Source organism: Streptomyces sp. NPDC048211, assembly GCF_043202315.1.
Lineage (GTDB): Bacteria > Actinomycetota > Actinomycetes > Streptomycetales > Streptomycetaceae > Streptomyces.
The window spans coordinates 252,736-271,498 of sequence record NZ_JBIDAD010000002.1 but is presented as its reverse complement, the minus strand read 5'-3'; the positions used below and the strand labels follow the sequence as shown (position 1 = coordinate 271,498).

The following is an 18,763-nucleotide window of genomic DNA, read 5'->3' as shown; positions in this document are numbered from 1 at the left end:
CCGCTCAGCCCACGTCCAGGCTGCCCGTGCGGGTCCGCTTGAGCTCGAAGAAGTCCTCGTGGCCCGCGAGCACCCGGAAACTGTCGAACAGCCGTGCCGCCTCCTCACCGCGTGGCACCGCCCGCAGGACGGGTCCGAACCACACGGTCCCGTCGACGTGGAGGGTGGGCGTGCCCACGTATCCGTCCGCCTCCGGGTCCTTGCCCGCGTCGTGGCTGCGCCGCACCGCCTCGTCGTAGGCGGGGTCGTGCGCGGCCGCGGCCAGTTCGGCGGGGAGACCGAGCTCGGCGAGGGACTCGGCGATCACCTCGTCGAAGTCCTCGCACCGTTGCTGGTGGATGCGCGTTCCGTAAGCCGTGTACAGCTCGCGCAGCACGCCCTCGCCCCGCAGTTCGGCAGCCGCGGCGGCGACGCGTACCGGACCGATCGACTTGTCGACCAGCGCGCGGTACCAGTCGGGCAGTTCGTTGCCGGTGTTGTGCAGGTAGAGGCTCATCGCGTGGAAGCGGAGCTCGATGTCGCGCTGCTGCTCCACCTCCAGCATCCAGCGGGAGGTGATCCAGGCGAAGGGGCAGGCCGGGTCGAAGTAGAAGTCGACGACGGTCCTGCCCTCGTCCGGGCTGTGGTGAGTGGTCATGGAGTGAGCCTAGCCAGCCGGTGGCTCACTCCCACGGGCCATTCGGCACCCGCGCACCTGGGCCACTTCTACACGGCGGTCCACTGCGGATCACGGCCGCTCAGGGCCACGGCCCGGGTGAAGTCGCCGGCCCCCGCCCCGACGGTGATCTCGTCGGCGAAGCCCTCGTACTGGCGGTAGAGCGCGGCGGTCCGCTCGACGATCCCCAGGACATGCGCGGCCGCCTCGTCGGAGAGCCGGAACTCCTGGCCGGTGGCCCGGGCCACGTCCCAGCCGTGCAGGGCCGTCTCCTCGATGAGCATCGCGGCGGTGTCCGCGGCCGGGGTGGCCGACTCACCGGTGCCGATCTCTCCCTCCCAGGCGGCGGGGTCCGACCAGGCGGCAACCGCGCGGTCCAGCTGGGCGGCGTACTGCTCGGCCCAGTCGGCGTCCGCCGTGAAGTCCCGTTTGGTGAGCTCCTCGGGGATCTCCGTGCGCAGGGCTCGGTGCTCCATCCCGTGCGAGGTGTAGAGCACCCAGTGGTTCAGGAGCGCGCGGACGTCCCAGCCGGCGCAGGGCGTGACGGGGCCGTCGAGCTGTCCGGGGCGGATGCCGCGGGCCACGCGGGCGGCTTCGGCGGCGCATTCGGTCATATGGGTGTGCTCGGTCTTCATGCCCGGCACTCTAGGGACGGCCCCCGCTCCCGGTCTTGAAGAAACGCGACAGGAGCCCGCCGGGGGCGGCGGCGGACCGCCGGACTACGGTTCCTTCATGTCCGCATCGCTCACCTCTCCCACCGGCTCGTTCCTCCTCGGCGGCGAACTGCCCGTGCGCCGTCTCGGCTACGGCACCGCCCAGCTGACCGGCCCCGGATACTGGGGCCCGCGCGGGGACCGCCGGGACGCACTGGCGGTACTCCGGTCGGCGGTGGAGCAGGGGGTCACCCTGATCGACACCGCCGACAACTACGGCCCGGGGGTGGCCGAGGAACTGGTGGCGGAAGCGCTGCACCCGTACCGCGACGACCTCGTGATCGCTACCAAGGGCGGTGTCGTCCGCACCGGCGACAGCGCCTGGCACATCGCGGGGCGGCCCGAGGAGCTGCGCGCGATGTGCGAGGCCAGTCTGCGCAGGCTGCGGACCGACCGGATCGACCTGTACCAGCTGCACCGGCTGGATCCGCAGGTACCGATGGCCGATCAGCTGGGCGCTCTGGACGCGCTGCGGCAGGAGGGTAAGATCCGGTTCATCGGTCTGGACACCCTCACAGCCGACCAGCTGGAGCAGGCGCTCTCCCTGACCGGGATCGCCTCGGTGCAGAACCGCTTCAACCTCCTCGACCGCGCGTCGGACGCGGTGCTGAAGGTGTGCGAAGCCCATGGCCTGGCGTTCCTCCCCTGGTTCCCGCTGGCCAACGGAGCGCTGACCGGCGAGACGGCCGCCGCGCTCGACGGCATCGCGGAGGGCCAGGGTGCCACCCGCGGGCAGATCGCCCTCGCCTGGCTGCTGCACCGCTCCCCCGTGCTGTGCCCGACACCGGGCACCGGTTCGCCCGTCCACCTTTCGGAGAACCTGGGGGCGCGGGAGATCCGGCTGACGCCCGAGGACATGAGCCGCCTGGAGGCGCTCGCATCCGCATGAAGGAGTACCCGCACGTGACCACGACCGAAGCCGCAGCCGCAGCCGTCCGTCCCGCCCCGACCGCCCCGGCGCCGGTGATCCGGGCCGACCGGGTCTCTCTCGTACGGGACGGGAACGTCCTGCTCGACTCGGTCTCGCTGACCGTGCGGAGCGGGGAGCACTGGGCCCTGCTCGGTGCCAACGGTGCGGGAAAGAGCACCCTGCTCGGGCTGCTCGGTGCGGTCAACCACCCCACCCGGGGCTCGGTCGAGGTGCTGGGACGCACGCTGGGGCGAGTCGATCTGCGGGAGCTGCGGACCCTGCTGGGGCACGTCGATCCGCGTCACCCGCTGCGTTCCCCACTGACGGTGAGCCAGGTGGTGCTGACCGGCCTGACCAACTCGGTCGAGCCGCTGCCGCGCTGGTCACCGGGGGCCGAGCAGCGGGAGCGGGCCGGGCGGCTGCTGAAGATGCTGGGCATGGGCGCCAAGACGCAGTCACGCTGGCCGGCGCTCTCGCAGGGTGAGCGCGGTCGCACGCTCATCGCCCGGGCGCTGATGCCGCAGCCCCGGCTGCTGCTGCTGGACGAGCCGGCGACCGGGCTGGATCTCGCGGCCCGGGAGCAGTTGCTGGAGAGCCTGGACACGTTGCGCGAGGAGAATCCGGAGCTGGCCACGGTGCTGGTCACCCACCATCTGGAGGAGCTGCCGGCCTCGACCACGCATGCGCTGCTGCTGCGCGGCGGGCGGTGCATGGCCCGAGGGCCGGCCGACCAGGTGCTGACCACCGATCAGGTCAGTGACTGCTTCGGCCACCCGGTACGGATCACCCGCACGGACGGACGGTGGACGGCGCGCGCCCAGCGGGCGGCCCGTCGCTGATCCCTCATCCCCCGGTGGCCGCCGCGTCGAGGAAGGGGGTGGCCTGGTGGTAGTAGAGGAGCCAGCCGGCCTCGGTGAGCCGCCACAGCGAACTGCGGTGGGCGCGCTTCCCCTTGGCCTCGGTGTCGAAGGTGACGTGGACGAGCTCGTCGGCGAGCTGGACCCCGCGCATCCGTGAGGCGGTGAGCTGGCCGGGCCGCGGGGCCTCGTCGGAGGTCAGCGAGGTGATGACCATCGCGCGGTCCCAGCGGCGGCCGGTGGTGTCCACCTCGTGGAAGTCGGGGTGCAGGACCTGGACGAGGAGTTCGGTGGAGGCCCGGACCACCGGGTCGAGGAGGCGGAGTTCGCCCTCGACCGCTGCGGCCACGCCGGGGGGCGGTTCGCTCATGTGCCGCCTCCGGCCGTTCGCGCGGATCCGGTGGGCAGCTCGCGGAGCCCGGCCGTGGCGGGCCTCGGCCGACCGCTCCCGCTCGTCCCGGGCAGCGACACCGCGTACATCATCATGGGCACACCATAGGACGATCTTCCCGAGCCGTGCGGCCGCCGCGCCCCGTGGGGGAGGGCGCGGTGACCGCCGGTCAGGGGCAGTGCTCCCGTACGGGCGGCCGGCACGGGGGAGGCGGCAGCGGCCGCCTCCCCCGTGCCGGACGGTGCTACTCGACGACCTTCAGCAGCTTGTTCGCCGTTCCTTCGGTGGCGTTGCTGATGGCGTCCGGGGTCGCCCCGTCGGTCAGCGCCGTAGCGACCTCCTCCGGGGTGGCGTCCGGGTGCCCTGCCAGGTAGACGGCGGCGGCGCCGACGACGTGCGGGGTGGCCATGGACGTACCCGAGATGGTGTTGGACGCGTCGTCGCTGTCGTTCCACGACGAGGTGATGTCCGAGCCCGGGGCGTAGATGTCCACGACCGAGCCGTAGTTGGAGAACGAGGACTGCTCGTCGTCCACCGTCGACGAAGCGACCGTGATGGCCTCCGGGACTCGGGACGGGGAGCCCTCGCCCGCGTCGCTCGACTCGTTGCCCGCGGCCACCGCGAAGGTGACGCCGGAGGCGATGGCCTTCTGGACGGCCGCGTCGAGCGCCTCGTCCGCACCGCCGCCGAGGCTCATGTTGGCGACGGACGGGCCCTGGTGGTTCTCCGTGACCCAGTCGATTCCGGCGACGACCTGCTCGGTGGTGCCCGAGCCGGAGTCGTCGAGGACCCGGACGGCGACGATCTTGGCCTGCTTGGCGACGCCGTACGTCGCCCCGGCTATGGTGCCGGCCACATGGGTGCCGTGGCCGTTGCCGTCGTCGGCGCTGTCGTCGTTGTCCACGGCGTCGAAGCCCGAGCTGGCCCGGCCCTCGAACTCCTGGTGCGTGGTGCGGACCCCGGTGTCGATGACGTACGCGGTGACGCCCTCGCCCGCGCTGTCCGGATAGGTGTACGCGTTGTCCCCGGCGGTCTCCGCCTGGTCGATGCGGTCCAGCCCCCAGGACGGGGGGTTGTCCTGGGTGGCGTCGATGTGGAACTTCTTGTTCTGGACGACCTTGGAGACGGCCGGGTCGGCGGCGAGGCGCTTGGCCTCGGTCTCCGAAAGGCCGCTGGCGGAGAAGCCGTTGATGGCGGAGCTGTAGTTGCGCTTCAGCTTGCCGCCGTACTCCTTGGCGAGCTTCGCCTTGTCGGCCTTCTGGTCCAGCATCACGATGTAGCTGCCGGAGACGGCGGTCGCCGCGTCGGCGCCGTAGATCTTGCCCGTCGCGGGGGCGGGTGCGGCCCCGGCGAAGGGGCTGGACAGCAGGGTGACTCCGGCCGCGGCGGCCACTGCGGTGATGGCGGCGGTCAGCTTGAACCGGCGTGCGCGCTGGTGAATTGCCATGAAGAGGGGTCTCCTCGTCATTCTTTGTGGGGGGATTGGCCCTCGGCCGGAAGATCTCCGGGGGCTGCTTCGAAACCCTTACCGATTGACGCGCGCAGATCAAGACCTACCCCGCGCCCCGGCCGTCCGGACCATCGTTTCGTCACAGGACGTCGACCGCCCGCACCCAAGTCCGTCACAATCACTCCCCGTTACCGGCCGCATACCGCCGCCGGGCCCTCGCCGTCCGGCGCGGTCCCGGCGGCGTCACCGCTGGTAGCGGGCCAGGACCCGGTTGCCGTCCTCCACCAGACGCTTCCTCAACTCGTCCGCGTCGATCGCACCGCTGTAGTACTCCTGGAGCGCGGGCGTGGCGACCTTGTCCTTCCACTCGGGGTAGCCGCGCACGGACTGGGCCGGTGCGGAGCGCAGCGCGGTCGCCAGGGCGGCGCCGGTCGCCCAGCCACGCTCGGCGGTGTGCAGCGAGGGATCCGCCAGGGCGGCCGTACCGGTCGGCAGCATCCAGTCGCCCTTCGCCAGACGCACCATGTTGGCGGGCCGCAGCAGGAAGTCGATGAACGCGACGGCCTCCTTCTTGTGCGGGCTGTCCTCGGCGACGGAAAGCGTCTGCGGGCTCACCCCCTGGGCCAGGCCCTCGCTGCCGGCCGGGGCGGGCAGCACGGTCCAATCGAAGCCCTTCGGGGCCTGTTCGACGACCTGCTGACGGTAGGAGAAGCCGAGCGGCACCATGGCGTACTTCCCCCCGAACAGGCCGGGCAGCGTGTCGCCGCCGCCCATGCCGAGGGCGGTGCGGGCGGCACTGTGGTCGGTGTCGACCTGGTCGTGGATGGTGCCGGGGACGACCTGGTCGCCCTCCCCCATGGCGAGCGTGACCTTTCCGTCGGCGCCGCGGTGGAACAGTTCGCCGCCCGCCGAGAGGCCGAGGTTGAGGGTGACGGAGACCGGCTCCTTGAGCGGCCAGGCGACCCCGTAACGGCCCTTGCCCGTCAGCTCCTTGGTGACCCGGCGGAACTCCGGCCAGCTCCAGGGCTTCTCCGGGGTCGGGATGCGGACCCCGGAGTCCTTGAGGATCTTGGTGTTGGCGATCAGGACCCGTGGCTCCTGGAGGAAGGGCACCCCGTAGACCCCGCCGTCGAAGGTGGCCGTCTGCCAGCTCTGCGGGGGGATGTCGGCGGTCAGCCGGTCAGGGAGCAGGGTCCGCAGATCGGCCAGGTAGCCGCCGTACGCGAAGTCCGCGAGGTCGTCGGAGGCGTCGTGGATGACGTCCGGCGCTTCGCCCCCTTCGAAGGAGGTGAGGAGCTGGTCGTGGACGCTGTCCCAGCTGCCCTGGACGTACTGGACCTCGATGTCGGGATGGCTCGCGTTCCACTCCTTCACCAGCCGCTTGTTGATGTCGACGGACTCCTTCTGCCAGGCCAGCGACTGGAAGCGGATCCGGATCTTCCCGTCGGCCGGGCCGTCGTCGCCCCCGCCGCAACCGGTGAGCAGCAGGGCGAGCGCGGCGGCCGCCGCGGCTGCCGCGCGTACGCGTGCGCGCATCAGCTCTTCACCGCCCCGGCCAGCATGCCGCCCGTGATCCGCCGCTGGATGACGGCGAAGAGGACGAGGGAGGGAAGCGTGGCGAGGAACGCGGCGGCTGCGAGCGGTCCCAGATCGCTCGCGCCCTCCGCTCCCAGGAAGTGGGTCAGTACGACAGGCAGCGTCTGCTTCTCCGGTGTCTTGAGCAGGACGAGTGCGAAGAAGAACTCGTTCCATGCGGTGATGAACGCGAAGAGTGCGGTGGCGACGATCCCGGGGGCGAGCAGCGGGGCGGTCACCGAGACCAGTATCCGCAGCCTGCCGGCCCCGTCGACCGCCGCCGCCTCCTCCAGTTCGGGCGGGACGGCCCGTACGTAGCCGACCAGCATCCAGAGCGCGAAGGGCAGCGACCAGACGACGTACACCATGATCAGCCCCCACAGGCTGTTGATCAGATGCAGGTGCTTCAGGACCAGGAAGAGCGGAATGATCAGCAGGACGAACGGGAAAGCCTGGCTGACCACCACCCAGCCGGTGGCGGCCTTGGAGAGCCGGGAGCGGTGGCGGGCCATCACATAGGCCATCGGGGTCGCGATGACGACGGCGATGACGCCTGCGGAGAGCGCGGCGATCAGCGAGTTGCCCGCGGCCCGCAGCAGCGGCTGCTCGTCGAAGGCCTGCCGGAAGTTGTCCAGCGTCGGGTTCTCGGGGATCCAGGTGGGGTGCAGGGAGCCGAGTTCGGGTGCGGGCTTGAAGGCGGTGGAGATCAGCCACAGGAACGGGAAGGCCAGGAAGACCAGATAGCAGAGCAGCGCGGCGTACTGTCCGGCGCGTACGGGCCTGCTGGTGCGCAGACTCATCGGTCCTCGCCTCCCCTGAGCCGTCCGGCGAGGTACACGGCGAGGATCACGGAGATCACCGCGACCATCACGCAGCCCATCGCCGCGGCGTAGCCGAACTGTCCGTACCGGAAAGCCTCTTCGTACGCGAAGAGCATCGGCAGCCGGGTGCGGCCACCGGGTCCGCCGTTGGTCAGCACGTAGACCAGGGCGAAGGAGTTGAAGTTCCAGATGAAGTTCAAGCTGATCAATTGCCAGGTCCAGGGCCTTGAACTCTGTTTGGGATCTCTGCTGCTGGCAGGGCTATCGTCGCTGGGTCGACTCGTGGTTGACGGTGGGTTGACCGTCAGTTCACCAAGATCATCTCCCACTCGTTTCCCAGTTGCCCAGTGGGAGACGGAAACGAAAAGACCGGGGCCGGACCGCAACGCCCTTGGAGGCGACTGGAGCGGTCCGGCCCCGGCGACTTGTTCAACGAATGCCTCGTACACCGAGCACGGTTTACGGTTCACTCGTCCAGGTGGATACCCGGCGCGCCACGACGGGTAGTAGGGGCCGCCCCGCCAGTTGCCACAGGGGGTACTGCAGCTGGTGGGGACGGCCCCCTCGGCACAGCAGGGCCCTGAACCCCGCAGCCGAGCTTCTTGAGTTTTCAAATGCCTTCGGCATAGTCCAGGCTGTCGAGATCCTCTGGATATATCCAGCAGGTGGACGGCTTCGTAGGTTGCTGACCTCACGTCAAGATCGACGCCAGGGGTCTCATGCCAGCCGACGCGCGCTACCGCCGCATCGCCGCTGACATCACCCGCCGCATTCAGGCCGGCGAATGGCCTCCAGGCGGCCCCCTACCCTCCCGTGTAGCGCTCGCTGCCGAGTACGGCGTCAACGCCCAGACGGTGCGCCTGGCCTATGTCCTGCTGCGGGAGGCGGGCACCCTGGATGGCGAGGAGCGCAAGCGCGTCACGGTGGCGCATCCTCCTGCCATGCGCACTCTCACGGACGTGGATGCCGAGTGGCCCTACAGCAGCGAGACGACGGACACTCGGCCGCGGCTGGCCACCGACGAACTCGCGGCCCGTCTCGGCATCAGGCCGGGCATCATGCTGCAGCACGAGAGTCTGGAGTGCCTGGAGCCTGGCGGCCGGTCGGCCATGCTGGTGTCGTCCTGGTGGCAAGGGCGCAGGCGACCTCACGTCAGATGCGTTGCGGAGCTTGGCGTCGTCCCGCTGGGCGAGGGGCAGGCGCATGCATTGGGGTTGCTCGTCGACACCGTGGCGTACCGCGTGGTGCGGACCCGGCTGGATGTGCATGGCGCCCCCGTGGAGACTGCGGACCTGCTCTTGCCGTTGGACCGTTGGACCATTCGGCTCTGACCGAGCACGAACTGACGTGAGAGTCAGTAGATCGCACGCCGACGGCAAGCGGAAGCGCTTGCCGCAGATATATGCACACTAATTCGATTCCTTGTTCGATTCCACTACTGCGTGTAGAAGCGCTGGCCAGAGCAATGCCCGCACAGTGCAAAGGTGTTGCTGCAGAGCAAGTTCAGCGATCCTGGCCCCTGTCACGCAACGGGTTGCCTGGGGCGGGGGTGACGCGGACGAACGAGGTGATGATCGCCCTGTACCCGCGGTGGTCGGTATGCCGGCCGGTGTGGCTGATCGCCCAGTCCTCAGCCGGCTTCTTCTCCTCGGCGGCGTCGGAGCGGTCGAGGCAGGTGGTGCACTCGATCTCGTAAATCGGGCCTGACGCACCGTCCTCCCGGTCGACGCCGATCGTCCAGTCGGCGTGGCGGATCACGGAACGGATGGCCACGGGGTCACCTCGGCTCGCGCTGCAGGCCGCCGTGTCGGGGCACGCCCGGGGGAACCAGGAGTAGGCGGCTCCGACAGCTGGCCGGGCACGCTGCTCGCCGAGGTCGATGTCCGAACCGACGGTGAGGGAACGTCCACACCAGACGCATGCCCACCCGCGCTGCTGCTGCTCAGTGAGCTTGGCGACGGGCGGGAGTCCGCGCGTGGTCATACCCGCCTCCCCTGGTGCGCCTGGCAGGCCGCGACCTGCCACACCTGGGCGTCACCGTCGAGCGTGACCTCGCCGGCCGGGGTCAGCGGCCCGTTCACGGCGCCGCAGAACCAGCAGGCCTCACCGTGTAATCGGGCGAAGTTCGGCTGGTCGTTGGCCTCGGCCGGGCTGGAGAGTGGAGCGCTCATCGCCTGTCCCATCTGCCTGTTTGCTGCTGACAGGACAGATCATGGGCTGCGGCAAGGGTCGCAAGTACCCCGGTCAGGGGTACCGCGGGGTACTCAGTCCGCGTGGCACCACTCGGCGAAGCTGGTGAGCGTCTCCGCATCGGCACGTCGCAGTCGACGCAGCGTGGCGGCATCCTCCCGCACCCACGGGTGCTCGCGGGTGTGCTGTGGGGCGATTCGGCGGGCGACCTTGAGGGACTCGAAGCTGTCGTCCATGAGGCCGCCCCACAGCTGGGCGCGGGCGAGCTCGATGTAGAACCCGGACCGCCGCTCGGCTGGCAGGTCGGCGGGCGGTTTCCATTCGCGGGCCACGTCGTAGGCGCGCTGGACGTGGTCGTTTCCGAGGCTGACGGCGACGCTGACTTCGTGGATGCGGACACTGTCCGGGCCGAACGCGGTCCCCTGGTAGATGCCCTCGTTGACCTGGTCACCCAGAGTGCGGGCTTCGGTCAGGTGCTCGTCGGCGGCATCGGAGCTGCCGGCGCGCCCGGCAATGACGGCAGCCCGCATATGGAGCGCCCCGCGGGCGGCGATCGCCTCGTGGGTGACGGGCTCGGGGCAGGCGTCGACAGCCTGCTCCAGGGCGCGGAGCCCAGACGCATGGGCTCTGGCGGCGAAGAACGTCTCCGTGCGGACGTAGCTCACCGAGGCCTGGAGCAGCGGGTCGTTAGCGCCGGGGGCCGCCCAGCGCATCAGCTCGATGAGTCGGGCGGACAGGTCGCGGGCCCCGTATTTGTAGGCGACAGCGTCTGCGCACCGGTACGCGGTGACAAGGAGGGCGGCAACGTGGGCGCGGTCGGCTTGCTGGCATGCCTGTGCGGCTCGGGCGAGCTCGGCCAGCAGGTCAGGCAGGGTCCGGGCGATCTGGAGGTACTGGGCGGACAGGCGCCATGCTGTGGCCTGGGCGACCGCCTCCTGTAGCTCGGCAAGCGGGCGGACTGGCCCGTCTTCCGGCATGTCGTAGGTGGCGATGGCCGCCGACAGCCCCGGGAGTGCGTCCCGGATGCGGGTGGAGACGTGCTCCCGGTCGGCGACAAGACGGGACGGGTCCACGGCCAGCGCTCCGGCGATGGCGTCGAGGGTGTCGTCGGTGACGCCGCGTTCCCCGCGCTCGATCTTCCGGATGGTGCCGAGGGCGACGTGGGCCCGGTCGGCGAGTTGCTGCTGGGTCATTTTCGGGCGGGCGACGCTGCGGTAGTAGGCGATGCGTCGGCCTACCGAACCCGGCTGGGTCGGTGGCATCCTGGCTCCGTTCGAGGTCTCCGCTTCGAACCGTACCGGCCGCTATGGGTGGTTGGTGCGCGAACGGCCCCACTCCGACACGCGCTCGGGAGTGGGGCCGTTTCAGTCAGCGGGAGACGACGTCGACCAGGTCCGTCAGCGAGTTGATGGACCAGTCTGCGGCGGCCCGCACTTCGGGGTCGTCGGCCCACCAGTAGCCCCACGGGCCGCGGCGGATGTGGGCTGTCCGCAGACCAGCGGCGCGGGCTGGGTAAATGTCGTTGGCGGGGTGGTCGCCGACGTACAGCGTTGACTGCGAGCCTGCCCCGGACACGTCCAGGACACGGGCGAAGAACTCCGGTGCCGGCTTGGCGACACCCCATTCCCCAGACGTGACCACGAAGTCGGTGGGCAGGTCGAGGGCGCGCAGCAACTCGCCAGCCTTCTCCGTCTGGTTGCCGGCCACAATCACGCGGACGCCAAGCCCTTGGAGTGCGGCCAGGGCAGGGCGGACGTCGGGGTAGAGGTCGCGCTCGTCAAGGAATTCACCGCGACCGGCTGCTTCGCGGGCCGCGTACTCGGCGGCAATGTCGATGCCCGGCCGGAGGAGTCGCACGGCGTCCGCGTTGTCCCGGCCCTGGACCACCACAGCCCCGACGAGGGCGCTGAGCGTGTGCGGTGGCACGTCGAGCCAGTCCGCCCAGGACTTCCAGTAGCGGTCGTCGCGGATCAGGGTCTCGCCGACGTCGAGAACGATGGTCTCAATCACAATCCCGACCCTACGCGGGGGCGTTGTCGGAGCCTGCCCGTACCCTGTTCGCATGCCCACTCCCCCTACGCCTGGCACAGCCATGCGCTCCCTGACCGAGGTGAACGCGGACATTCGCGCGCTCTGGCAGCGGTCCTCGGGCCGGCTGTCGCCGGAGGGGCGCCGGGAGTACGAGCGGCTGCTGGCCGAGTGGGCGGCCGTGGTGCGGGGAGACGTTGCCGAGGCGGCGTGACCTGCGGCTGATTGTCAGTGCCGCCGTTTAGGATCCCGCCGTGGCGAAACCGAGTGATGAACTGATCCAGCTGTACAGGGTGGCCGTCGAGGCCGAGGCGAAAGCGACTTCCGAGCCGTACACCGAAGAGGGCTGGGCGCCCTGGCGGGAGGCGGCAGCAACGTTTCAGCAGGCCGTGACCGCCGAAGCCAAGGCGACTGAGGCGGACCGGGCGAAACTGGAGCAGGCAGTGAAGAAGGCCGTCCTCTGGCCCGAGCCGAAGGAAAGCTGATCCGTCCGACCCCGTGACACCGCCGCCAGGGCGGGCGTAGCGTCTCGGGTGCGGCAGTCGTAGAAGCGCCGGGCTTCGCAGGATCGGCATGGGGATGGAGCTGCGAACTTCTCCTCCTACGGCTGCCGCACTGTCACGTCCAGGCGCAGCTCCGCCCCCGTCCGGTTCCACTCGGGCGGGGGCGGGAAGCAATCTCCGCAGTTAACGGGCCCGCAGGCCCTGGCTGCTTCGGATTGGTGGTCTGAGTCTACGAGGCCGGTATGACAATCACGGCTCAATCCGGCGGGGTGTTGGGTGCCCCCGCCGACGGGGGATGCGACGGGGGCGTGGCCAGCATGGCAGGTGCCGCCGACATAATCAGCAACCTTAGCCAGGCGTGTCCGGCCACGACTGCAGGATCCTCCCGCCGTCCCCCTCGTCGGTCAGCACGATCCGGGTGCCGTCGACGCTGCCGCGCCCGCCGATCCACCCGCGGTACTTCCGCTCCGCGGTCGAGACCGTGTCCCACCAGCCGCGCATCATCACCTGGTCGCCGATCGACAGGGTCACGCAATAGCGATCCACGACTACGCCCCGTCCGTGACAATGGTGACCGTGGCGCCGGCCTCGCGGGCCGCTTCCCTGATCGCGGCCGCGATGTCCTCCAGCGGCTTCTGCGGGCCGCCGCGCGGGGTCGTCGCGACGAGGCACGGCATGCACCGGTCCACCCAGCGGCGGCCGAGCCCCGGGACGTCGACGGCACCGGCCACGGTCGACTGCGCACCGCAGCGCAGGCACGGGTGGCGGGCCTTGAGTCGCCCGATCTCGGCGGTCCCGCGCGGCGTCCACGGCGGGGCAGGGTCCAGGTGCGCCGGGTCGACGCCGAGGGATTGCAGCAGGTCAGCGTCGGTCATGCGGTTCCTCCTCTACTCGGCGCACGGAGTAGAGTAGAACACATGTACGATTTGCCGCCCGATCTGCCACGCCTCCGCACCCTGGAGCAGCAGCTCACCATCTGGATCGGGCACGTCCGTGCAGCCATCGCCGCAGCCGAACAGCGAGAAACCGAACAGCGGCAAGGCGAAGAACGGCGCCCGCCGACACCCGACTGGATCATCGAGCTCGGCATCGGACAGGGCGCACCGCCAATCGAGGTACACGCCGGCGACTGCTACGCCGCGGGTAAACGGCGGCGGGTCATCGACCGCGACCAAGCTCGAACCCTGCTCGCCGACGGCATCAGGGCCTGCACACACTGCCGACCCGACACCGACCCCGGGGTCCTCGGGTAGAGCCAGTCAGGCGCTCTTCGACTTGCCCGTCGCTGCCTTCTTCTTCGCCGCGGGCTTCTTGGCGGGGGCCTTCTTTGAGGCCGTCTTCTTCCGCGGCTTCATGTCGTGGACGGTGGCGTCACCGCCTTCGTCCTCGCCGCGGCCCTTCTTGGCCTTCTCCACGGACGCATTCAGTGCCGCCATCAGGTCGACGACCTCGGCCGGCTTCTGCCCGGCCTCGTCCCCGCGCTCGGGCGGTTCCTTGCCCTCGACCTTCGCCTCGACGAGCTCCTCCAGGGCGTCCCGGTACTCGTCCCGGTAGCCGCTGATGTCGTCCGTCGTCATCGAGTCCATGAGCTCCAGAGCCCGGCGGATCTCGTCCTCGTCGACCTCCACGGGGTCCGGGACAAGCTCGGCCGGGTCGCGGACCTCGTCCGGCCACTTCATGGAGTGAAGGACCAGCGCGTCGCCGCGGACGCTGAGCAGGCCGAGGCGCTCGCGGTTGTGCCACGCGAACTTGGCGACAGCCACCTTGGAGTTCCGCTCCAGCGCGCGCCTGAGCAGCACATAGGGCTTGGCTGCCACGGCTCCATCAGCCGACAAGTAGTAGCTATCAGAAATGCGCACCGGGTCGATCGACTCGGCCGGCACGAACGCGACGATCTCGATGGCCTTCGCCGTAGGCAGGGGCATCCCGTCGAGCTCCTCATCGGTGATCGGGACTACCTGCTCCTTCGTGAGCTGGTAGCCCCTACCGATCTCCTCCTGGCCGAGGGCCTTGCCGTCGATCTCGCAGACCTTCCGGGTGCGGACCCGTGCCATGTCCTTCAGGTGCACCTGGTGGAAATGGATCGAGTGATCCTCCGAGGCGGAGGAGACCCGACACGGGATCGTCACTAGGCCAAACGAAATCGCTCCCGACCAGATGGTTGACGGCATGCGTTCCTCCCGGGGCCCTCTGGGGTCTGTCGGGAGGTGGTCCGGCCGCCGGTTAGGGAGACACCTGGTCGGGACCAGGGGCGGCCGGGCCACCGCCCGTACTCCGATCCTCACGCCGCGGACCGGTGCCCGCATCTGGACCAGACACGGGCACCAGCGCCATGGGAGGCTGCCGCTACTCCGCGGCCGGCTCGTACTCGATCGGCTGCTCGCCACAGTCGGCGGCGAGCTCGGCCAGGGCGTCGGCCTCCGGCGCGTCCACAGTGAGCCCCCAGCGGAGCTTCGTCGACACCCAGTCCGCGGCGTAAGTACAGCGGGCGTCGGCCAGCGGGGGCAGCCACGTCGACGGGTCCTGGTCGGCCTTGCTCCGGTTCGTTTTCGCCGTCACGGCCACCAAGCTGCGATCGACAGCGATGTCATTCGCGTAGGCCTCGCGCCGCGCCGCCGTCCACTGTGAGGCGCCGGAGTCCCAGGCCTCGGCCAGCGGGACCATGTGGTCGATGTCCAGACCGCCAGGTGCCGTGAGCGTGACGCCGTCGTAGTACGAGTACCACTCCCCCGCAACAATCTTGCATCCCGACTCGATGGTGACGGGAACGCGCGATTCAGCTTCGAGCACCTCCTGCCTCGTGTTGCACGAGTCCTTGTCTGCGTCCACCCAGTGCTTGAACTTCGTGCGCTCGTAGCCGTCGCGGGACTCGGCCGCCAGCGGCAGGCGCTGAATCCCTTCGGCGAGGGTGAGCACGTCCGCCCGGGCGTGGGCGGGGGTCGCGGCGAGCAGGGGCAGGAGGGTGATGGCGGCGGCAGCGAAGCCGCGCGCGGTCTTAGTGATCATGCTGCTTTGGTACCGGCGAACTGGCAGCGAGCGGCGGTGAATCGCGGCGGCGTCACCCAGCCGAGTGGGAAGTCGTACTGGTGCGACGACGCCGCCTTCCAAATGCCACCAGAGACGAACCCAATGCCCTGCACGTCGTTCTACCTGCCATGAGTGATGAAGTCATCGAGGCCCCGCCGTACCCCGACTGCCCGCGATGCAAGGGGCCGTTGGACCCCATGCACTCCGTGAGCAAGACGCGCGGAGCGCCGCGGATCTGCGTTCCGTGCGAGAACGACGAGACCATCCATCATTGGAGTCACCAGCCGCTCCCTGACCCGCGGCACTGGCCAGTGCCGCGCCACCTGCACCTGTGCAAGCTCGGCGAAGCCTGGCCGGTCCACAGCCTTATGGGAGGTGGCAATCCGTACCTGTTCCTCTGGGACAAGGAGCGAACCGGAGAGGCCAACGCGGCGTCTACCAGCGCCTAGCCCAGCCGCAAACCTCCCGTGGGGAGCCGGGAGGTGCGGCAGGCCCCGCCCGGAACGGGGGTCGAGACGGGCAGGGCCTGAATGGGGGAACTGCCTGGGGGGCGAGCTCCGGCCGCGCGATCAACGATGCGCCTGAATCAGCCACGAGGGAAGGGGCGTGACTGGAAAAGGTCGATCAGCGTCCTAGCGCAGCCCCCTGCGATGCGCTTCCCGACGCACCCACGCGGCATGCGTGCCGGCCCTCTCCGCTCGCTCCCGCGCCTCACCCGTGAGGTGCGCCGGGATCGGCTTCGGTTCACCTCCGGGTTCGAGGAACCAGTCAGCTTTCCAGGTCACTGGGAACTGGTCGGCGTAGGCGTACCAGTCGTCCCAGCTGATGCTGTATCCCGACGGCGGGCAGCAGATATCAGCATGGAAGGCGTTGAAAAGCTCGTGGGCTTCCTCGCCGCCGAAGTCAGTCTCGTGCGGCTCGGGCAGGTCGCGCTTAATGAACTTGGCGGCGTTGACGCGGCCTATGGGCATGAGTCCTCCAAGACTCATTGCGGTCCCACTACGACCGCTGTAGGCCCCGCGCCTGCTTCGACGGTAGCGGACGGATCGTGGTCTGTCTCACCCGCTCTCCCCCTGTTCTCCTTGCAGCCGCCCCGCGAGCTTGGCGGCCAGAGCGTAGGCCGGGTGGTTGTCGAGTTGGCGCCGTCGCCGGTTGTACCGCTGAGTGGTGCGCGGGTCGGAGTGGCTGACGGCGTCCTGAACGTCTTGGAGCGGGACACCGTTGGCGAGGTTGTCGGTGATGAACTGGTGCCGAAGCGTGTGGGGCTTGATGCTGGCGGCCTGCGGAATCCCGGCTCGGCGGGCAAGGACGCGAAGGTGCTTCCAGACTTCAGGCTGGGACCAGCGGCGACCGGACTCGGTGGCGAACAGTGGGCCGTCGGTGCGTTCGCCGAGGTAGCCGAGGAGCGCGTCGAGTGCGAGCGGCGGTACGGGCGCTGGCCGCTTCTTCCCGCCCTTCTGCGTGAGAGGCAAGGTGCGGTGCCCTCGGTCATAACCGAGCTGGTCGGCGTTCAGCGACAGCAGCTCGTCGACGCGTGCGCCGGTGAGGTAGAGGAGCATGATGAGGGCGTAGCTGCGGGGCGCCCAGCCACGCGCGGTTTCGATGAGCCGCAGCGTCTCTTCGTCGGTCATGCCTTCAGTGGGCGAATAGTCGGGGTCGACGTAAGGCCGGTTGACGGCGGCGAACGGGTCGGAGTCGACGGCTTGGAGACGGGCGGCGTAGGTGTAGAAGCTCCCGGCGGCGGCGAGGGCCTGTGCCTGCGTGGTCTCGGCGGGCGGCTTGCCGTTCCTCGTCGGAGTCTTGGCGAGGTGCTTGGCGTAGGCGTCGGCGAGCGGCAGCTTCGCCTGGAGTGGGTGGATGCCGGTGGAGCGGGCGTACTCCTCCCACGCCTTGAACGTGCGGATGTAGGCCCGCCGTGTGTGGCGGGACTTCTGCCGCGCAACCCAGCCGCCCGCGATGGTGGGCAGCGGGTCGCGGTCGCCGTAGATGGCGGCAAGGTGGTCGGCGAGTGCGCGGGCTTCGTCGGGCCAGTCGTCGCGGGGGTCGTGCCGGTCGGTCGACAGCTCCGCCGACGGGCGCGGGACGAGAGCGGTCACACGTACTCCCCAGGACGGAGCGGATGGTCACTTCCCGAGCACGGACCGCCCGCCCAGTGAGCGTGCGGCAGGGTGCACTTCACGCACCGCTGCACACGGTCCGCACCCCACTGGAAGTCGTGTTCCTCTTCCTCCGGCGAATCGTCGTCTTCCTTCAGCGGTCCGTAGCCCGCGTGCCGCAGCTCTCGCTCTAGATCTCCGGCACATCCACCGCGCTCCCCTCGGTCCGGGTCGTTGATCCATCCCCAGACAATCCCGAGGAGAGCTTGCGCGTCATTGCCGTTCAGGGACTGCGAGCCCATCTGCCCTTCGATCACTGCCGATCCTCCTACAGGTATTGGATAACTGTCATTATCAACCATAGGGTTGGTGATCGGCAGGCGTTCCCTCAAAGTGGCATCACCCCTCAGAGGACCTCGGAGACCACATGAGTGAGAACAGCCTTGACCCATCTGCCATCGACTCGCCCGTACCCCACCTTCTCGACAGCGCCGATAAGGACGAGTTGACCCTCAACGTGGGGCTGGGATTGGTGGCACGCAAGGCCGCTGAAGCCGAGTACGTCCTCCACGGGATCCATGTACACCTCGCTGACGTTGAGAAGGCGTACAGCAGCAAGTTCGCCGCGGCCACCGGCGGAACCCTCGTAAAGGAGTGCCAGCAAGCGTTGGCATCATCGAACGTGTCCGACTCGCTCAAGTCGTCGCTGACTGAGCACCTCGACACGGCTGAGGTAGCTTTCCATCTGCGGAACCAGTACCTGCACGGGTACTGGATCTATGACGACGAGTCGCAGCAGTGGCTCACGCTGAAGGGTGCTCGCGGCTTGAAGCGCCCAGAGATGACCTTCACTGACGGCGCCGCCGTATGGAAGCTGGCAGCTCAGCTCGATGGCCTCTGCTCGCGTCTGCTTGAGTGGGACATCGCCGTGTTCGGCGAAATCTCCGCAGCCGAGGAAGACCAAGGTCGCGGGCGGGCATCGGTCAAGCGGCTCTAACCACGCTCGATACGGCATGTTATCGAGAGTCGAGGGCGGCGGATCGAACGCAACCGAGGCACCAGACCCCGCTCCTGCATAGCCTGTCGGCCATGACATCTGAACGGCGCCCCATAACCCGCGACGACTACGAGCGCGTCTACGCACTTCTCCAGGCATACCGCGTGCGGGACCTGGACAGCAGCGAGATGACGTGGGAGATCCTGCACCGTATCCACGAGCACGACCTCGGGGGCAGAGTCCTCGCTCCGGAAGAGGTCGCCGGCGATGAAGGGCTGGCTCGGGAATCCCACCATGCCGCCGTCGTCCTGGAGGCGCTACTGCACGGAAAGGCCACCATTCCCGCCGTGACCCGCCCACCGCTGGGAATCTGCGGCACCCCAGGGTGCCCCAACTCGACGCACGGTGCGCTGTGTCCGTCGTGCGAGCTCAAGGCCGGCGGCTCCTGATCAGGCCACACCTACACGAAAGTAAGGCGTACAGATTCTGTACATCGCGGCCCTGGCTGTGTACATTTTGAGTACGCACTCACTTCGCCAATCAGGGGGAA

The 18,763-nt window shown here is 69.3% G+C and carries 24 protein-coding genes and 1 pseudogene; 8 read left to right on the top strand and 17 right to left on the bottom strand.

Annotation, left to right across the window (positions count from 1 at the left end; genetic code table 11):
- Positions 1–4 precede the first annotated feature (4 nt).
- Both ACGFZA_RS08110 and ACGFZA_RS08105 read right to left on the bottom strand, forming a co-directional pair.
- Positions 5–637 carry a DsbA family protein gene (locus ACGFZA_RS08110; RefSeq protein ID WP_393678155.1) on the bottom strand — a complete coding sequence of 211 codons (633 nt, stop codon included), beginning with the start codon at positions 635–637 and terminating at the stop codon, positions 5–7.
- Positions 638–705: 68 nt separating this feature from the next.
- Positions 706–1,290 carry a TIGR03086 family metal-binding protein gene (locus tag ACGFZA_RS08105; RefSeq protein ID WP_393678153.1) on the bottom strand — a complete coding sequence of 195 codons (585 nt, stop codon included), beginning with the start codon at positions 1,288–1,290 and terminating at the stop codon, positions 706–708.
- A 97-nt stretch (positions 1,291–1,387) separates the two neighbouring features.
- Here ACGFZA_RS08105 and ACGFZA_RS08100 point away from each other — a divergent pair, with 97 nt between their 5' ends.
- Positions 1,388–2,257, top strand: a complete 870-nt coding sequence (locus ACGFZA_RS08100; protein WP_393678151.1) for an aldo/keto reductase — start codon at positions 1,388–1,390, stop codon at positions 2,255–2,257.
- Positions 2,258–2,271: 14 nt separating this feature from the next.
- Positions 2,272–3,117: an ABC transporter ATP-binding protein gene (locus tag ACGFZA_RS08095; RefSeq protein WP_393678149.1), complete on the top strand. Its 846-nt coding sequence runs from the start codon at positions 2,272–2,274 to the stop codon at positions 3,115–3,117.
- Between the two features lie 4 nt (positions 3,118–3,121).
- On the opposite strand, the gene ACGFZA_RS08090 is transcribed toward ACGFZA_RS08095, so the two are convergent.
- From ACGFZA_RS08090 to ACGFZA_RS08070, 5 genes and pseudogenes are all read right to left on the bottom strand, one after another.
- Positions 3,122–3,505, bottom strand: coding sequence for a DUF4440 domain-containing protein (locus ACGFZA_RS08090; RefSeq protein ID WP_393678147.1), 384 nt, complete (start codon positions 3,503–3,505; stop codon positions 3,122–3,124).
- A gap of 265 nt (positions 3,506–3,770) precedes the next feature.
- On the bottom strand, positions 3,771–4,973 hold the full coding sequence (locus ACGFZA_RS08085) for a S8 family peptidase (RefSeq protein WP_385279139.1): 1,203 nt from the start codon (positions 4,971–4,973) through the stop codon (positions 3,771–3,773).
- A 246-nt stretch (positions 4,974–5,219) separates the two neighbouring features.
- Positions 5,220–6,512 (bottom strand): ABC transporter substrate-binding protein, encoded by a 1,293-nt coding sequence (locus ACGFZA_RS08080; protein WP_393678144.1) that lies wholly within the window; start codon positions 6,510–6,512, stop codon positions 5,220–5,222.
- Positions 6,512–7,351: a carbohydrate ABC transporter permease gene (locus tag ACGFZA_RS08075; protein ID WP_385279143.1), complete on the bottom strand. Its 840-nt coding sequence runs from the start codon at positions 7,349–7,351 to the stop codon at positions 6,512–6,514. The genes ACGFZA_RS08080 and ACGFZA_RS08075 overlap by 1 nt, the downstream gene beginning before the upstream one ends.
- Positions 7,348–7,575 (bottom strand): annotated as a pseudogene (locus tag ACGFZA_RS08070) (carbohydrate ABC transporter permease); the annotation flags it as partial. The pseudogene ACGFZA_RS08070 and the gene ACGFZA_RS08075, both read right to left, overlap by 4 nt.
- A gap of 516 nt (positions 7,576–8,091) precedes the next feature.
- Here ACGFZA_RS08070 and ACGFZA_RS08065 point away from each other — a divergent pair.
- On the top strand, positions 8,092–8,703 hold the full coding sequence (locus ACGFZA_RS08065; protein WP_393678141.1) for a GntR family transcriptional regulator: 612 nt from the start codon (positions 8,092–8,094) through the stop codon (positions 8,701–8,703).
- A gap of 172 nt (positions 8,704–8,875) precedes the next feature.
- Here the strand turns inward: ACGFZA_RS08065 and ACGFZA_RS08060 are convergent, their stop codons facing one another.
- The 4 genes from ACGFZA_RS08060 to ACGFZA_RS08045 form a co-directional block, all read right to left on the bottom strand.
- Positions 8,876–9,355 (bottom strand): hypothetical protein, encoded by a 480-nt coding sequence (locus ACGFZA_RS08060; RefSeq protein WP_393678139.1) that lies wholly within the window; start codon positions 9,353–9,355, stop codon positions 8,876–8,878.
- A complete protein-coding gene (locus tag ACGFZA_RS08055; protein ID WP_393678137.1) occupies positions 9,352–9,543 on the bottom strand; it encodes a hypothetical protein in 192 nt (63 codons plus the stop codon). Before ACGFZA_RS08055 ends, ACGFZA_RS08060 begins: the two co-directional genes overlap by 4 nt.
- Before the next feature lie 93 nt (positions 9,544–9,636).
- Positions 9,637–10,824, bottom strand: a complete 1,188-nt coding sequence (locus tag ACGFZA_RS08050) for a helix-turn-helix domain-containing protein (RefSeq protein ID WP_393678135.1) — start codon at positions 10,822–10,824, stop codon at positions 9,637–9,639.
- A 106-nt stretch (positions 10,825–10,930) separates the two neighbouring features.
- A complete protein-coding gene (locus ACGFZA_RS08045; RefSeq protein WP_393678133.1) occupies positions 10,931–11,572 on the bottom strand; it encodes an HAD family hydrolase in 642 nt (213 codons plus the stop codon).
- A 52-nt stretch (positions 11,573–11,624) separates the two neighbouring features.
- On the opposite strand from ACGFZA_RS08045, the gene ACGFZA_RS08040 reads away from it, so the two are divergent.
- Complete coding sequence (locus ACGFZA_RS08040; protein ID WP_393678131.1) at positions 11,625–11,804, top strand: hypothetical protein; 180 nt, start codon at positions 11,625–11,627, stop codon at positions 11,802–11,804.
- Positions 11,805–11,844: 40 nt separating this feature from the next.
- Positions 11,845–12,075, top strand: coding sequence for a hypothetical protein (locus ACGFZA_RS08035; protein WP_393678129.1), 231 nt, complete (start codon positions 11,845–11,847; stop codon positions 12,073–12,075).
- Positions 12,076–12,441: 366 nt separating this feature from the next.
- On the opposite strand, the gene ACGFZA_RS08030 is transcribed toward ACGFZA_RS08035, so the two are convergent.
- The gene (locus ACGFZA_RS08030; RefSeq protein WP_393678127.1) at positions 12,442–12,624 is read right to left on the bottom strand and encodes a hypothetical protein; all 183 of its coding nucleotides are present in this window, start codon (positions 12,622–12,624) and stop codon (positions 12,442–12,444) included.
- A 17-nt stretch (positions 12,625–12,641) separates the two neighbouring features.
- Entirely contained in the window at positions 12,642–12,968 is a 327-nt protein-coding gene (locus ACGFZA_RS08025) for a hypothetical protein (protein WP_393678124.1), read from the bottom strand.
- A 42-nt stretch (positions 12,969–13,010) separates the two neighbouring features.
- On the opposite strand from ACGFZA_RS08025, the gene ACGFZA_RS08020 reads away from it, so the two are divergent.
- Positions 13,011–13,346, top strand: coding sequence for a DUF6233 domain-containing protein (locus ACGFZA_RS08020; protein ID WP_393678122.1), 336 nt, complete (start codon positions 13,011–13,013; stop codon positions 13,344–13,346).
- Between the two features lie 6 nt (positions 13,347–13,352).
- On the opposite strand, the gene ACGFZA_RS08015 is transcribed toward ACGFZA_RS08020, so the two are convergent.
- The 4 genes from ACGFZA_RS08015 to ACGFZA_RS08000 all read right to left on the bottom strand — a co-directional run bounded on the left by ACGFZA_RS08015 (position 13,353) and on the right by ACGFZA_RS08000 (position 17,216).
- Positions 13,353–14,264 (bottom strand): Ku protein, encoded by a 912-nt coding sequence (locus ACGFZA_RS08015; protein WP_393678119.1) that lies wholly within the window; start codon positions 14,262–14,264, stop codon positions 13,353–13,355.
- Between the two features lie 175 nt (positions 14,265–14,439).
- Positions 14,440–15,099, bottom strand: coding sequence for an HNH endonuclease family protein (locus ACGFZA_RS08010; protein ID WP_393678117.1), 660 nt, complete (start codon positions 15,097–15,099; stop codon positions 14,440–14,442).
- A gap of 653 nt (positions 15,100–15,752) precedes the next feature.
- Positions 15,753–16,091 (bottom strand): hypothetical protein, encoded by a 339-nt coding sequence (locus tag ACGFZA_RS08005; protein ID WP_393678115.1) that lies wholly within the window; start codon positions 16,089–16,091, stop codon positions 15,753–15,755.
- Positions 16,092–16,178: 87 nt separating this feature from the next.
- On the bottom strand, positions 16,179–17,216 hold the full coding sequence (locus ACGFZA_RS08000) for a tyrosine-type recombinase/integrase (RefSeq protein WP_393678113.1): 1,038 nt from the start codon (positions 17,214–17,216) through the stop codon (positions 16,179–16,181).
- A gap of 427 nt (positions 17,217–17,643) precedes the next feature.
- On the opposite strand from ACGFZA_RS08000, the gene ACGFZA_RS07995 reads away from it, so the two are divergent.
- Both ACGFZA_RS07995 and ACGFZA_RS07990 read left to right on the top strand, forming a co-directional pair.
- Entirely contained in the window at positions 17,644–18,213 is a 570-nt protein-coding gene (locus ACGFZA_RS07995; protein WP_393678111.1) for a hypothetical protein, read from the top strand.
- A 92-nt stretch (positions 18,214–18,305) separates the two neighbouring features.
- Entirely contained in the window at positions 18,306–18,662 is a 357-nt protein-coding gene (locus ACGFZA_RS07990) for a hypothetical protein (RefSeq protein WP_393678109.1), read from the top strand.
- Positions 18,663–18,763: the final 101 nt, after the last annotated feature.

What these genes read in the sequence shown, in the direction of transcription:
- ACGFZA_RS08110 (WP_393678155.1), bottom strand. Translation starts at nt 637, where the DNA reads ATGACCACTCACCACAGCCCGGACGAGGGCAGGACCGTCGTCGACTTC.
- ACGFZA_RS08105 (WP_393678153.1), bottom strand. Translation starts at nt 1,290, where the DNA reads ATGAAGACCGAGCACACCCATATGACCGAATGCGCCGCCGAAGCCGCC.
- ACGFZA_RS08100 (WP_393678151.1), top strand. Translation starts at nt 1,388, where the DNA reads ATGTCCGCATCGCTCACCTCTCCCACCGGCTCGTTCCTCCTCGGCGGC.
- ACGFZA_RS08090 (WP_393678147.1), bottom strand. Translation starts at nt 3,505, where the DNA reads ATGAGCGAACCGCCCCCCGGCGTGGCCGCAGCGGTCGAGGGCGAACTC.
- ACGFZA_RS08085 (WP_385279139.1), bottom strand. Translation starts at nt 4,973, where the DNA reads ATGGCAATTCACCAGCGCGCACGCCGGTTCAAGCTGACCGCCGCCATC.
- ACGFZA_RS08080 (WP_393678144.1), bottom strand. Translation starts at nt 6,512, where the DNA reads ATGCGCGCACGCGTACGCGCGGCAGCCGCGGCGGCCGCCGCGCTCGCC.
- ACGFZA_RS08075 (WP_385279143.1), bottom strand. Translation starts at nt 7,351, where the DNA reads ATGAGTCTGCGCACCAGCAGGCCCGTACGCGCCGGACAGTACGCCGCG.
- ACGFZA_RS08065 (WP_393678141.1), top strand. Translation starts at nt 8,092, where the DNA reads ATGCCAGCCGACGCGCGCTACCGCCGCATCGCCGCTGACATCACCCGC.
- ACGFZA_RS08060 (WP_393678139.1), bottom strand. Translation starts at nt 9,355, where the DNA reads ATGACCACGCGCGGACTCCCGCCCGTCGCCAAGCTCACTGAGCAGCAG.
- ACGFZA_RS08055 (WP_393678137.1), bottom strand. Translation starts at nt 9,543, where the DNA reads ATGAGCGCTCCACTCTCCAGCCCGGCCGAGGCCAACGACCAGCCGAAC.
- ACGFZA_RS08050 (WP_393678135.1), bottom strand. Translation starts at nt 10,824, where the DNA reads ATGCCACCGACCCAGCCGGGTTCGGTAGGCCGACGCATCGCCTACTAC.
- ACGFZA_RS08040 (WP_393678131.1), top strand. Translation starts at nt 11,625, where the DNA reads ATGCCCACTCCCCCTACGCCTGGCACAGCCATGCGCTCCCTGACCGAG.
- ACGFZA_RS08025 (WP_393678124.1), bottom strand. Translation starts at nt 12,968, where the DNA reads ATGACCGACGCTGACCTGCTGCAATCCCTCGGCGTCGACCCGGCGCAC.
- ACGFZA_RS08020 (WP_393678122.1), top strand. Translation starts at nt 13,011, where the DNA reads ATGTACGATTTGCCGCCCGATCTGCCACGCCTCCGCACCCTGGAGCAG.
- ACGFZA_RS08015 (WP_393678119.1), bottom strand. Translation starts at nt 14,264, where the DNA reads ATGCCGTCAACCATCTGGTCGGGAGCGATTTCGTTTGGCCTAGTGACG.
- ACGFZA_RS08010 (WP_393678117.1), bottom strand. Translation starts at nt 15,099, where the DNA reads ATGATCACTAAGACCGCGCGCGGCTTCGCTGCCGCCGCCATCACCCTC.
- ACGFZA_RS08005 (WP_393678115.1), bottom strand. Translation starts at nt 16,091, where the DNA reads ATGCCCATAGGCCGCGTCAACGCCGCCAAGTTCATTAAGCGCGACCTG.
- ACGFZA_RS07995 (WP_393678111.1), top strand. Translation starts at nt 17,644, where the DNA reads ATGAGTGAGAACAGCCTTGACCCATCTGCCATCGACTCGCCCGTACCC.
- ACGFZA_RS07990 (WP_393678109.1), top strand. Translation starts at nt 18,306, where the DNA reads ATGACATCTGAACGGCGCCCCATAACCCGCGACGACTACGAGCGCGTC.